Source organism: Abditibacteriota bacterium (assembly GCA_017552965.1).
GTDB lineage: Bacteria > Armatimonadota > UBA5829 > UBA5829 > UBA5829 > RGIG7931.
Map to the genome: position 1 here is coordinate 1 of JAFZNQ010000020.1, position 13,461 is coordinate 13,461.

Here is a 13,461-nt window from a genome sequence, read left to right on the forward strand (position 1 = left end):
GCAATAGCTGTGAGACTTATCTTGAGAACGGCTGGCTGTTTTGCTAATGATGCAGGAACACTGTCTTTTATCGTAAAGTACGATGACAACTCAACGCGGGAAAGAACCTTTTGTGGCAAATTTGATTTTGGCGAATTCTTTGCTATCGTCAAAGAGATGATACCACCTTGCGAAAAGTCTCCTCAGATTATTTATTCCAGTGAAGTGTATGTTGACCTCGATCGATAAAAGAGATGCCTTACCAAGCCGGAGAAGGGTATTGAGCCGGTGATAGCGTGATGCCTGTTATTGGACTGAAAAATGACTGTGTGCACGGTTTTGTCAATCCTGTGTATGTTCGTTGTTCCGGGACGAGGCGACACGATTGAAATAATAGAGTGAGATTGAGAAGCCAGTCTGTAGGAATGTAGACATAATCTAAGTAAGTGATAAAGAGGCAAGTATGACTTGTCTCAAGCGCGGAAAGAGGGGTGGCTATTACCGCCTGTCCTGATAAATGCTATGATATGGATATCGTTTTTTTTAGGAGTATAATATGCCGGTTGATCAAAAAAATATAGTCAGCAAAATGTCCTGGTTCACTCACACAGCCGCCAAAGAACTGTGTACATGGCTGAAGAGGCGCATGCCTCGTGATGGAGGCGATTGGTGGCAAGATATGGTGCTGGATAATCTGAGCCAGTCTGAGAGGCTGATCGTTCAGGAGAATCATTATTCAAAGCTTGATGACCTGGATCTTGCTATGCTGCTGCGTGTGACAGATAAAAACTGGAATTATTTCGCTCAACCTGGCTCTTTTTGGCATTCGGACAGAGAGTGCGTAAAAGAAATGATCAGAGTCCGCAACAGGTGGGCTCATCCATCTGCTGAACTGACCGGTAAAGACGCTATCATTCAGGATCTTGCCACACTGAATGATTTTTTTGATTTTGTGATGCCCGAAAACACGTATTCTTCTGACATCGCCTCATTCAGGACGTCGGTAGCAAATATGTCATTTGCAGAACCGGCTCCGCAAGCGGTTGTGGTGCCGACAGTCACGGTATCCGAGTCTGACTCCGGCATCCATGAAAAAGACGAGGTATATCCGGTGAGCGATCCGGATGCCAGAGGCCTCGTTGTGTCAATAGTCGAATCGGGCGGCCATAAGGAATATTCGGTATTTATCAACAACGGCTTTAGTACTTTTTACGAAGGTCAGATACGCAAAGTTGCCCCAAAGGCGCCTTATACTGAGATAGACAAAGACACTCTTCTGTCCCGACTGACGGCATATGAGATCAACCACCCATCGGCCGGCAGTCTCTATTCAATGAACGCCGCCAAGATCGACTATGTGCCTTATCAATTCCGTCCGGTGCTCAAGCTGATACGTTCCGACGAGCCCAGGATCCTGATAGCCGACAGCGTAGGCGTAGGCAAGACCATTGAAGCAGGCCTGATCATCAAAGAGCTGGAGGCCCGCAGCGACCTTGAAAAGGTGCTCATCATCTGTCCGAAGCCCCTGGTGGCAGAGCGCAAATGGGAGCTGGAAATGAAGCGCTTTGAGGAGAATGACTTTGTCACCCTTGACAAACAGCTGCTCACGCGGGCGATAGAGGATTGCCACCTGGATGAGACCTGGCCCCACAAATACAACAAAGCGATAATCCCATATTCCGTGTTGGACAGTACTATATATGAAAACCTTGCCGAAAAGGAGTGGCATCGCGGTCATATGGGGCTTGATCCCGCGCCGCACTTTGACCTGGTGATCATAGACGAGGCTCATCACATCCGCAAGGGCACCATGATGAAGGATAAGGCTTTTCAGTACAAATGCATCCACTATCTTTGCGAGCACGCTTCGGCTGTGGTGATGCTTACAGCAACTCCATTGCAGACGGATGATGATGACCTGTTTACCTTGCTGAATCTGCTGAGGCCCGATCTCATATTGGACAAAGAAGTGTTTGCTATGATGATGAGGCCCAACCAATACATCTACAATTGTTCCTGCGCCATTCGCAGCGGCGCTAAGGATTGGGCCCGGACAGCCATAGACGAACTGAAAAAGGTAACAACCACTGACTGGGGCGAGAATGTCATTGCCAGGAACCCTCTTTACGAGGACATCCTGTCGCGTCTGGCAAATTGTATCGGTCTGACCGACAAAGACCGGGAGCGCCAGGAACGCGTGAGCCTGGCCTATGACGTGGAGTCGTTGCATACCCTGAACAATATGCTCAACCGTACCCGCAGAAAGGACATAGAAATGAACTTCTGCACGCGGCGCAGCTACACGGTGTCTGTCAAATTTACGGAGAGACAGCGGGAGCTGCATGACGCCTTGCTGAACTTTGAAGAATTCGCCCTGAACAAGATCCACAACAGAGGCGTCAAGTTTATGATGAGCACCATCAGGCGTCAGGCCTCCAGCTGTATCTTCGCTCTCGCGCCTTACGTTAACGACCTTATCGAAAGGCGAATGGATCGAATAGACCTCGATTTTGATGATGACGACCTGGAGATCAGAGACGTTGTCTTCACCGGAGAGGAACTCTTGGCTATGCTTGCTGAAAAGCTGCTGACACTGTCAAAGGACCTGCCCGAAGAAGACCCCAAGTTTGACAAGATCATCGAGATCATAGAGGAAAAACAAAAACAGCAGAACAACAAGATCATCCTGTTCAGCACCTTCCGCCGTACACTTGATTATTTGGAAGATAAACTGAAGAAGAGAGGATACAGGGTGGCGCAGGTCCACGGCGGAATAAGAGACGAAGAGCGCCGGCAACTGACCAATCGGTTCAGGATGGACAAAAACGACCCCGATGCGCTGGATATACTGCTCTTTACCGAGGTGGGCTCCGAGGGCCTGGACTACCAGTTCTGCGACACCATGATCAACTATGACCTTCCCTGGAACCCTATGAAGATCGAGCAGCGCATAGGACGCATCGACCGCCGCGGCCAAAAGAGCGAGGTCGTCCACATATACAACGTCATCACCGAAGACACGGTGGATGCAGAAATATACGAGCGCTGTCTCTTGCGAATAGGGATATTTGAGCGAAGTATCGGCGAATGCGAAGCGATCCTTGCCGACATGAGCAAAGAGCTGAACACGATAGCTTCCGGAGAGCTGACCGATGAAGAGCGTCAAAAAAAGCTGCAGCAACTGGCTGATAATGAGGTGAGGCAGATCCAGGAGGAAGCTCGCAGAGAAGAAGACGAAAAGGCTTTGTTCGGTTTTTCATTTGCAAGGACTGCTCACGCAAAAGATCTCAAAGACGCGGAAAGTCTGTGGGTGTCGCCGCAGGCGATCCGCAGGCTGATAGTCAGGTATTTTGCGGACAGGCTGGGAGACAAAGAAGTCTTTAGCGGAAAGCAGATGCAGCTTGGTAAAGAGTCAAAGCAGGCTCTGCTGGAAGACTATCGCAAGCTGCCAAAGAGCAGCTCGAGTGTTTATGCTGCATGGGCGGCCTATCTGAAGGACTATTCGGCAGACAAACGGTGGCACCAGGTCGCCTTTACTCCGGAAGACGCAGACGTGGAGCCAAAGCCCTTTTTCTTCACTCCTACTCATCCTTTGGTGAAGCAGGCGGCGCGTCACTTTTCCGACAGTTCCGAGTCGTTTGTCCGTCTGACATGCATTTCAGATACTTTGCCTGCCGGAGTGTATCCTTTTTCGCTTTACGGCTGGACTTACAAGGGCCTTTCGCCGAGATACAGGGTAGTTCCCATATGTGAGGACCCCGAGATCGGCAGCGAGTTCGGAGAATTGCTGCAGTTCGCAGAGTCGTCCGCAGGGACTGATATGCCTGCCAAAGAAACCTGGGAGAAGCTTGACGGGATTCAATACACTCGGTGGCAGAGCGAGAAAGAGAAGTATCTTACGGATATCAGGAAGAACGCAGATTACAAGCTGGAAAGCCTGAAGAGCAGCTTTGGCAAGAGACGGGCTACTTTGGAGTCTCAGATCAGAGAAGCAGAGAATGCAAAGCTCCGCAGAATGTTTGAGGGCGAGCTGGAAAAAGCCCGGGCTCAATACGAGCGCAAAACAGAGGAGATACGGCAGCGCGCGGAGAGCGCAGACATACATACGGCTAATATCGCGCACGGCGTGATTGAAATAAGGAGAAGCTGATGGCTAATGACATTGATATTGTTAGAAGCTACATAAATGCATTGGGAGTCATTGTCCGCCTATATACAGACAGAACTCATTTTTTATACGAGCTGCTGCAGAACGCAGAGGATGCTTTGGCTACACGTATCCGTTTTGTGCTGAAGCCAGACAGGTTTGAAGTGTTTCACAACGGCAAGCCTTTTACCGAAGCAGACTATAAAGCTATACGCGATGTGGGTAATTCCATTAAGGCTGAAGATATCAACAAGATCGGCGAATTCGGGGTGGGGTTCAAGTCTGTATATGTGATCTGCTCCGAAGTATTTCTTTACAGCGACCCCGGGCATTATAAAAAAGAGTGCGATCCGGATACGATGCCGCGGTTTGCAAAAAGAATACACGAGTTTTATAAATCGAAAGATTTAGAATACGAAGATCTGCCCGGGCGTTTTACCACCAGGTTTGTGTTTCCGTATTGCGTAGATAAACAGTATTCCGGATACAATAATACGGCCGAGCTGAAAAAAGATATTTCCAACAGATTGATGGAGCTCGGACAAAAGACGCTTCTCTTTATGAAGAATCTGAAAGCCATTGAATACAGCTTAGAGACAGATGGCGAGTCGTATGAGGGCAAATACAGCCTGAAAAAAGAAGCGGTCAAGCTGAAAAACGATATGGTAAACAACGTGAGCCTGCAGATCGTTTCGCCTGACAGCGAGTCTGAAGATGAGACCAGTTACCTGCATTTTTCGCGTCCTATTCCCGATGGATCCGGCAGGACCGTGGATATTGCGTTCCCGGTCGAGCGTGAAGGAAACGGTTTTCAGTGCATAGACGAGGACAATCCGTATGTGTACGTGTATTTCCCTACGGGAACGAGGAGCGATCTGAACTTCATTGTGCAGGGGCCTTACGGGACAACGCCCGACAGGAGCGGCATTCCCATCAACGAGGACAACCAAAAGCTTGTAAAAGAGACTGCCAGGTTGTTGCATGACAGCCTGATCATATTGAGAGACAAAGGCTGGCTGAATATGAGCTTTATCAAGATGCTGCCTTTGAAAAAGAGATATACCGGTCTGTTTGATCTGTTGTACGATTCGACGAACCAAATGTTTAGGGGTGAAGCGATCATCCCTGCCCAGGTTCCGGGTAAGTATGTATATGCAGACAATGCCAAGCTTGCAGACGGCAGGGCCTTGATCAGGCTGTTGGACGATTCCAAGCTGACGAGATTGATCAGCAACGGCATATCTTATAGATGGCTGCCTGAAGATGTGACCAAGAACAACAAAGAGTATGATGAGGTGTTCAGGTACTTTACAAACGACCTGAATATTGAAGCTATAGAGGTCTCGGATCTGGTAAGACTCATTGGTCAAAATGAGGACTTTCTCAAAGGCATGCCGGACGAGTGGCTGGTGGATCTTTACAAGCTCTTTAACAACAATCCTGCTCTGTTTACGCGCGGCAGAAAAGAAAACAAGAATACGCTGACCAAGATCAAATTCATCAAAAGCTCAACAGGATATTTTTATGCGCCATACAAGCAAATTGATCCTGATTGTATTCACAATCTGTTTCTTCCTCCAAAAAACGGTCAGGAATGCGATGGTATCAAGACAGTAAAGCGAGAATTGTACGAGGGGTGCCCCGAGTTCTTCAAGGACGTGCTGAGAATCGATGAAGCTGACGATGTTGACATAAGAATAAGGAAGATCAAAAGAAGGTGGATACAAACCGAATGGGACCAGTCGAATAGCTCTCAGTATATCGAGGATACGGCTTTCCTGATAGAGTATTATGATGCTTATCCTGAAGTTAACGAAATGCTTGATAAATACTTGCGCATAGTCTGCAGTGACGGCACGATGCAAAGCCCGAGAGCAAGACATATCTTTACCCCTGTATCATCAGACGGTATAGATATTGAGGGATATCTGCGCAACCTGGGATTGGAACACGTCTTCTTTTTGGATTTGCAGCTGTACGAAAGACACGGCATTTCAGTTGACATGTTGAAACAGTTTGGCGTCAAGGATTCGGTGGAGTCCTACAAAGGCACTGTCGATCTGACCTTGTTGTATATTGACCCCGTGCTGAGTTACGTAAAAGCCAATCCGGAAGAACCTGACGCCAAGGTCAAATCCGCGACAATAATGAAATACCTCATTAAAAACAAAAATACGCTGGAATTCAAGTCTACAGTCTGCGAAATGGTCATAAAGCTGCTGACAAGACAATGGGTATTTACCGGGTCCGGCGTGGTTTCGTATTCACGAGACATCTATGTAGATGAGTTGGATCAAGAGGTATACGACTTGCCATTGCCGCGAGTTGTTGAAAAGTCACTGGAGTTCAAAGAAAAAACCGATCAGCTAACAAAAATACTGTCTGACTATGAGTCCCTGTCGGCGGAAGAAAAAGAGCTGCTAAAAGCAAAATTGGGTATTAAGGAGCCGGCCGGTACCAAACAGGAAAAGCCTGCTGAAGACGAAACTTTTCCGACCCGTCCGGTCAGGAATTGGGAAAGGATCAAACTGCATGCTCAGGACAAATACTGGTCTGCCGCCTCTGTCAGATATGTTCAGAAGATGCGAAGCGTCAGAGAATCTGCGATTCCGGGACTGAAACGGTCTTATTTAATTAATTTGTACGGCAAGCAAGGCGAATCGGCTTGCCAGATGTGCCATGAATTCAAAAGAAAACGTGAGTCTGTGCAGCTGTTGAAGGTGGCCGAAAAAGAACTGGAGCCTTTGAACCTGAACCTTTGTCCCGATTGCGCTGCCGAATTCCGCCAGCGCAGATATTCCGACGAGTTTGTGAATCGTATCTGCAAACAGATACTTGAACTGGATGAAGATGCGATGCAGGCCGATGAGCCTGTGGTGATCAGCCTGGATGATGACTGTGAGCTGTGGTTTACCGGTAGGCATGCCGCCGAGATACGGGAACTGCTGAAGCTGGCTGATGAAGACAAGGAAGATGCAGAAGAGAGCGAAGAAGAAGATTGACGGAGTCTCTGACGGCGGGGGGCGAGATGACAACTAACGAAAGTAGCTGCATATTTGAATTTATGTCCCGACTCGCATTTTACTGCGGCGGACAGCCAGATGGAGAGTCAATAGCTGTTTATCGCTCCGGCGAGGTGATCAAATATGAATACGTGTTTGGAGACGATCGGCCGGTTTCAGAGAGAGTCTTGGCAAAAAGTCCTGATTTGGCGAAAAAGGTGATCGAGATAATAGAAAGAAACTCCGGGCTGCTGAAAACTATTCCTGATCGTCTGAATAATATGTCATTCGATGGAACCTTGGATTTTTTTAGATTCGGCGACAAGGTAATATCCGGCTTGAATATACACAGATATAATATCAAATACTTCCGAGAAGCGTTTCGCGATCATCCCGAGGCTCTCCGAAGCATGGAACATGGGAACCTTGTTCTTGACATCTATAATGAGATAGTCGAAGAGATAAACAGGCTGGTACCGGGCGCCGATATGGATGTTTTTATGGAAGAGTTTCCGCCTCATAAAACAGAGTAATGATTTATGCCGGAAGTAGTTCGTGGGAGTATTTTGGTTCTTCGGATGTGCAGGGATAGATAGATGACTGTGTGTACGATCTTGCTTTTGGCCGCGCTGCTGCTGCCGGTGATGGCGTGGGCCCGGGCTGACTTTGACATGGGTCCCCTGGACAGGTACATCGGCCGTAAGAGAGCGGCGTGCGGTATCACGGGCCTGTGTATGTTCGTTGCTCCTGGATGCGGCGATGCGATAGGCGAAATAAACAGGGAGAGCCAAGAGGCTCTCGACCGGGCTGTAGCCTGCAAAAGGATCATGCAACGGGAGAATAGCATAACGGAGTGGGATGAGGCTTTGGAAATACTTGATACGCTGAGCGACTTTCCGGAGAGAGCAGTCTTTTCCCGGTACTGTCACAGGAGCATCAGCCGCATTCATGCGGAAGTGAGGGCGCGGCGCATCCGGGCCTTTGCGCCGCTGTTGGCGGTGGCAGTCCTGGCGGCTGTTGCGGCTTTGGCGCATTTCGTGATCATCCCCCACAACAGATACCACAAGGCCATGGAATACTACAACGCCGGCCAATACTCCAAGGCGAGCGATATATTCATTACTCTGGGGGGCTACAAAGACAGCATCGGGATGGAGAAGAAGTCGCGCCTTGAAGACTTTTACGCCAAGGCCATGCGCCATTTTGCAAACGGCAATTACAGAGACGCGCTGGTTTTGTTTGCCCCGCTGCACTACAAGGACAGCGACCAAATGGCGGCGGAGGCGGAAAAGCGCCTGTATTCAAAGGAATACGTCCCGGCTGCGGGCTCCGGCGTTCCGAAGCCGGGGGACATCGTGGTCTTCGGCAGCTACCCCTACGCCAAAGACGGCAAGGAAAAGCCCGTGGAGTGGCTGGTGGTGGACGATCTGGAAGAGGAACAGGAATGGGACTCCGAAAAAGGGGCGTATATACCCAAAAACTACTACACTCTGATAAGCTGGAACGTGCTGGACGCTTTTCCTGCCGAAAAACAAAGCCTGGAATGGCACGATTCGTATGTCCAAAAGTGGCTGAACTCGGAATTCTTGAATAAATGCTTCAGCAAGCAGGAGCAGGCCAAGCTGGTCCCCCTGAAATGTGTGTATTATGATCCGGCCGTTTATAAGCTCGCCCGTGATGAATACGGCGCGTATATGGATTGGAACAAGGTGGAGCGTTACAAAAGGGTCTCCCGGGACAAGGTGGTTTTGTCCTACAGCAATCCGGGCTCGGGCAGGTCGTGCAATCAATGGACTTATTTTGAATCAGCAGCTCAGCGAAAGACCAGTCCCACGCCTTATGCTGCCGGCAAGGGTCTGAAGCTCGAGGCCGATGGCTGCTGCCCCTGGGCCTTGCGGACGGTAGCCGATTTTGGAGACTTTGCGGGGCCGGTTGAAATAGACTGGGGGAAGCAGTATTCCCACGTGAACGGGTTCGGATCGCCGTGCATAGGGGAGTATTCGCCGAAATATACTGCCATGGGGATACGCCCGGCGATATGCGTCAGAAAAGGGACCCGGCTGGAGATAAAGGGCAGGATAGCCAGGGAAATCTTTGGGGCTGATAAAGAGAATAATACACAAGAGCCTATAAGTTACTATCCTGATCGGAAAGTAAAGAGGGGGGATATTATAACTTTCGGCAGGACTGATCAGGACGGCACAAAACTAATGATCCGGGATGCTATCGAAGAGCTTATAGAATGGATCGTGCTGGACGTCAAAGACAGGAAGATATTGGTGGTCAGCAGGGATATCCTTCATTGCTTTTATCCCGAGATGCGGTCTGATGAGGGGTTTGACGATAGAGATCCGAATGCTTATTACAAATACCTGAATGAGACCTTCTACAAGGATTCATTTGACGATTTGCAGAAATCTTGGATCCTTTCCTCTACCCATTTTTATAGAGTTGAAGGCGAGTCGGAAAACACCTATAGGAAATCTGAAAAGCTTTTTTCTCTTTCGCTGCATGAGCTGGATATGTATTTCCCATCCGCCGAAGCTCGAAAAAGCAAGTGGACGAAGTCAATACCCGTAGAGATAAAGGGAGGGTTCTTAGGTTTGTATGCTGAAGATACAAGTTGGATAGAAGAGTCTCGGGGCGGGTGGTTTACTTCGAGAAACAATCGTTATTCGGAAGCGGCTGTGAACTCGGAGGGGAAGATAGACCAATATAATCTGCAGGAAGACATTCCCGCTGTCCGTCCCGCCATGTGGCTGGAAAACGAACATGCCAAAGACGACGGGAAGTTTTCCAAAGAATGCTACAAGGAAATGGAAGAGCAGGAAAAGCTGCTGCTCAACGACTTGTTGCTCTGGTCCGATATGTAGCAGCAATCAATAAAGGAGGCAAGACCTATGCCAATGTCAGAAGAAGTGACCGTGACCTGTCCCAAATGCGGGAAGACGGGGTCCTTTACCCTCTGGACCAGCCTGAATATAGCTGCCGACCTGTACCCGGAGAAAAAGGCTCAGGTGCTGGACGGCTCCCTGTTTCAATACCCTTGCCCACAGTGCGGCAAAAAGACCTGGGCAGAGTATCGCATGCTCTACAATCACAACGAGGACAAGGTCATGGTATATGCAGAGCCCGATTATTCGCCCGCTCACCAGCCGATGATACAGGAGCTGATGGATACGCTGACTGCTGACGGCTACGTGGTCCGGGTGGTCCCCAACATCAACTCGCTGAGGGAAAAGGTACTGATATTTGATGACGGGCTGGATGACAGGATCATAGAGATAAACAAGCTGTATATGCTGGTTGCTATGATACAGGACGGGGACGAGCATTTGAAGGCGCCGGGCGGTTGCAAGATGTATTATGCGGGCGGAAAGGGAGTGAAAAACCTGCTGATCACTGCCGATGGGGTGCCGGATCTGACTGTGGACATCTCGGGACTGTATAAGGAATTGGCGATCCCCAAGGTCCTGGAACACCTTCCGCCGCTGGAAAAAAGCGGCCCGGTGATCGACAGGGCGTGGGCTGCGGAGTATTGCAACGCGACCAAAGCCCTGAAGGAGCACGGGTGTCTGTAGGGGAGAAGAAGCGCGTTCTGCCCCGCGATATGGCCCCTCCCACCAGACGCCTCCGGCTTTGCCGGAGCAAGGAAAGCGTCTGGCGGGCCCCACCGTGGATCCCTTACCCCAAACCGCGTAATGCTGACGCATTACACATATGCGGTTTGGGCCGAGATGACGCGGGGTGTGGGCTGTATTGCTTTGTCCCGTTGGGCCGGTCCGTGGCCGCGGCTCGCGGTTCCATTACAGGGGATCTCTTACCAGTGAGGGCATGAGGAGCCCTCACCGCCGAGATGACGTTGAGTTTGAACGGGACAATGCCAGCCGCCGGGATGACGATACTGTCTCTTTCTCCGCCGAGTGGCCCCCCCAATGCCTGCGGCATCGGTGCCCCCACAGATCTCCAACGCCCTCACTTCGTTTCGGGCGCTGGGATGACGGCGGAGAGCCGGGATGACGGCGGGTGGAGGCGCGGGGTATTAGCGTCCCGGCGCCGGGAACGCAGCACAACAGCATATTTGAATTAGTCTGATCATAAAGGAGACAATGATGAAGATCAGTTTGCATCGCGATTCTGTCACAGAGATCTATGAGGGGCTGGACAAGTCTGCTTATCCCGAATCGGCCGGGCTGCTGGAGGATATACTCGATGGGAGTATAGACCTGTTGGAGGATCCCGGCAATGTGGCCGACGAGCTGATGTATCGGTGCGATATGCCGGGGCCACTGCCTGCCGAGCTGCTGGAGCTGGCCGTGGTCATGTATGAAGAAGCTATGGACGAGGACTTGTATGGCTGGGATGACGGCGCAGCGGCCAACAATCTGGGCGCTCATTACTACAACGGCGCCCGGGGGCTGCCTCAGGACTTTGCCAGAGCTGTGGAGCTGTACAAAAAGGCTGCGGCCCAGGGCAGCAGCACCGCCCGTGAAAACCTGGGCTATTGCTACTATTACGGCCGGCACGTAGCCAAGGACTACGAGGAGGCCTTTCGTTGGTTCTCCATGGGCGCATTTTTGGGCGAATCGGGATCGCTCTACAAGATAGGCGATATGTATCGCAACGGGCTGTATGTGGAGCAGAGCGACAGGATGGCTTATTTGATCTACCTGCGCTGTATCAACGATATGCCCGACGATGACAGATCCTTTGCAGCAGGGCCGGTATATCTGAGGCTGGGGGATATGCATCTCAAGGGCCTGGGTACCGCGGTCGATCCGGCGAAGGCGCTGGATTGCTATCAAAAGGCAGAATACTATCTGACGGTGATGGTCAACAAGGGCGAGTATATGTACCGAAAGAGTCTGGAGAGCGCCATTGCCGGGCAGGATAAGGCGCGGCAGGCGATGAAAGCAACAACCGCCCCGGAAAGGGGTCTCGATTGATCGGCAGAAAACCAACGTATAAAGGAGAAAAAAAGTGGATGAAGAAGAATTCAGAAAAAACTATCCGTTTGCAGATACAATAGTGTGGTGTCTGAAGTGCCGCAGGAAATGCGGGGTGTATACTTCATATCGCAGAGGCCCGGCCTGGGAAGATCCCTCTCCGGTACCCTGCGACCCTTATGATGACGAGCCTTCTTTCAAGTGCTGCCGGTGCGGCAACAGGGATCAGCGGCGATTCATGGTGATCTATGTCTGTTACGCCGACAGCCTGGAGATAAAAATGATCTCCGGTTATTCGGACTTTTGTGAAAAGTACAGGCAGAGTACCTTGGAAGAGCTGTCACAAGCCGGGATCGTGACAGAAGGGTGGCTGACACGCTATGTGCCTGACTTCAACAGCCTGACGGAAAAGAGACGCATATTTGAAGATCGTCTGGACGACAGGGTCATAGAGATGGCAAAGGTGATCGTGTCAGACGAACTGGTCGGCTCATGCCCCGGGTATATCACTGCGCCGGGCGGGTGCAGACTGTATTACAATTGGGAAGCCGGAAAGAAGCTGCTGCTGGCGCGCGCAAAAGGGCTGCCGGTCGTGAAAACAGACATCACCGGGCTGTATGAGGAGATCGGCAAGTCCGACACTTTTGCGAAGCTGCCGCCTCTGAGAGAGTGCGTGCCAATGATCGACAGAGAGTGGGCGGCCGGGCAGATGCAGGCGGAGAAGCCGGAATGACGCGGAGGGCGGCAGAGATGACGCGGGGTAGTGGCAAGTTCTTCTCGTCACTGCTGAGGCCGGATGATGCTTCTCTCCGCCGTCATCTCGCGCCTGAGACAACCCCCCGCGTCATCTCGGCCCGGCAGGCAATATGATAAAACGCGTAAGCGTTCTGCCTGCCGGGGTAAGAGATCTATGGAGGGTCCGCCAGCCCGTTCCTTACTCCCGCTTGCGGGAGCGGGCTGGTGGAAGGGGCCATATCGCGGGGCGGAACGACTTCGGGGCTTTGACTGTTCTCCGCCTTTGTACGGCCCCCCCAACGGCTTTCAGCCGTCGGTGCCCCCGTAGATCTCTTACCGGAAATGGCCAAACGCTCTGCGTTTGATATGTTGCCGTTTTGGCCGGGATGACACGGGGTTGGGGCTGTTTTTCTTTGTCCCGTTGGGTCTGTCCGAAACCGCGGCTCGCGTCTTCGTGACAGGGGATCTCTTACCGGTGAGGGCATGAGGAGCCCTCACCGCCGAGATGACGTTGAGTTTGAACGGGACAATGCCAGCCGCCGGGATGACGATACTGTCTCTTTCTCCGCCGAGTGGACCCCCCAATGCCTGCGGCATCGGTGCCCCCACAGATCTCCAACGCCATCGACTGCGTCTCAGGCGCTGGGATAAC

General features: G+C 51.1%; 8 protein-coding genes. All 8 read left to right on the top strand.

Features of this window, described 5'->3' with window-relative positions; genetic code table 11:
* On the top strand, positions 1-228 hold a 228-nt coding region (locus tag IK083_02905), incomplete at its 5' end, for a hypothetical protein (GenBank protein MBR4748506.1).
* 307 nt (positions 229-535) lie between these two features.
* The gene (locus tag IK083_02910; GenBank protein ID MBR4748507.1) at positions 536-4,129 is read left to right on the top strand and encodes a DEAD/DEAH box helicase family protein; all 3,594 of its coding nucleotides are present in this window, start codon (positions 536-538) and stop codon (positions 4,127-4,129) included.
* Complete coding sequence (locus IK083_02915; protein ID MBR4748508.1) at positions 4,129-7,128, top strand: hypothetical protein; 3,000 nt, start codon at positions 4,129-4,131, stop codon at positions 7,126-7,128. Before IK083_02910 ends, IK083_02915 begins: the two co-directional genes overlap by 1 nt.
* 26 nt (positions 7,129-7,154) lie before the next feature.
* Complete coding sequence (locus IK083_02920; GenBank protein ID MBR4748509.1) at positions 7,155-7,661, top strand: hypothetical protein; 507 nt, start codon at positions 7,155-7,157, stop codon at positions 7,659-7,661.
* A gap of 138 nt (positions 7,662-7,799) precedes the next feature.
* Complete coding sequence (locus IK083_02925) at positions 7,800-10,001, top strand: hypothetical protein (GenBank protein MBR4748510.1); 2,202 nt, start codon at positions 7,800-7,802, stop codon at positions 9,999-10,001.
* A 33-nt stretch (positions 10,002-10,034) separates the two neighbouring features.
* Positions 10,035-10,709, top strand: a complete 675-nt coding sequence (locus tag IK083_02930) for a CpXC domain-containing protein (GenBank protein MBR4748511.1) — start codon at positions 10,035-10,037, stop codon at positions 10,707-10,709.
* A gap of 531 nt (positions 10,710-11,240) precedes the next feature.
* Positions 11,241-12,074 (top strand): sel1 repeat family protein, encoded by an 834-nt coding sequence (locus IK083_02935; protein ID MBR4748512.1) that lies wholly within the window; start codon positions 11,241-11,243, stop codon positions 12,072-12,074.
* 34 nt (positions 12,075-12,108) lie between these two features.
* The gene (locus IK083_02940) at positions 12,109-12,807 is read left to right on the top strand and encodes a hypothetical protein (GenBank protein ID MBR4748513.1); all 699 of its coding nucleotides are present in this window, start codon (positions 12,109-12,111) and stop codon (positions 12,805-12,807) included.
* Positions 12,808-13,461 lie beyond the last annotated feature (654 nt).